Annotated in this window: 1 protein-coding gene; it reads left to right on the top strand. The window is 52.8% G+C overall.

Annotated elements, in window-relative coordinates:
• A partial coding sequence (locus R7190_RS31130) for a HAMP domain-containing protein (protein WP_318138377.1) occupies nucleotides 1-508 on the top strand: 508 nt, incomplete at both ends.

The raw sequence follows: 508 nt of genomic DNA, 5'->3' as shown, positions 1-508 counted from the left end.
ACCGATAAGCGCAGCAACTTTCAACTGCGTGCGATGCAAAACTTTGTCACCAGTATTGAAGATTACAACAAGCCAAAACAGAGACTTTATGGCCGCTATATGATTGCCGGCCCTGTGCCAATCGTTCTGGCCGACTCTGAACTGCTGATGTACGTTGGCTTTAAATGGAACGAGCCACCACCGCTGCTGCTGCGTCTCTTCGACCACCCATTCCAGTTACTGTTGGCCGTCATGCTGGTGAGCACGCCATTACTGCTGTGGCTTGCTTGGGCGCTGAGCCAACCCGCACGACGCCTTGAAGCCGCCGCGCAGCGAGTAGCAAAAGGTGAGTTCGTCATCGATCCGAATCTTGAAAAAGGCACCGCAGAATTTCGTCAAGCGGGCAGCAGCTTCAACCAAATGGTCGAAGCGGTGAATCAGATGATTTCAGGTCAGCAGCGTTTACTGTCGGACATTTCTCACGAATTACGCTCGCCACTCACTCGATTGCGCATGGCCAGTGCATTAG

The organism is Vibrio sp. 1078-1 (assembly GCF_033340475.1).
Note: the sequence above shows the minus strand (reverse complement) of the source record. Positions and strands in the feature narration are given on the sequence as shown.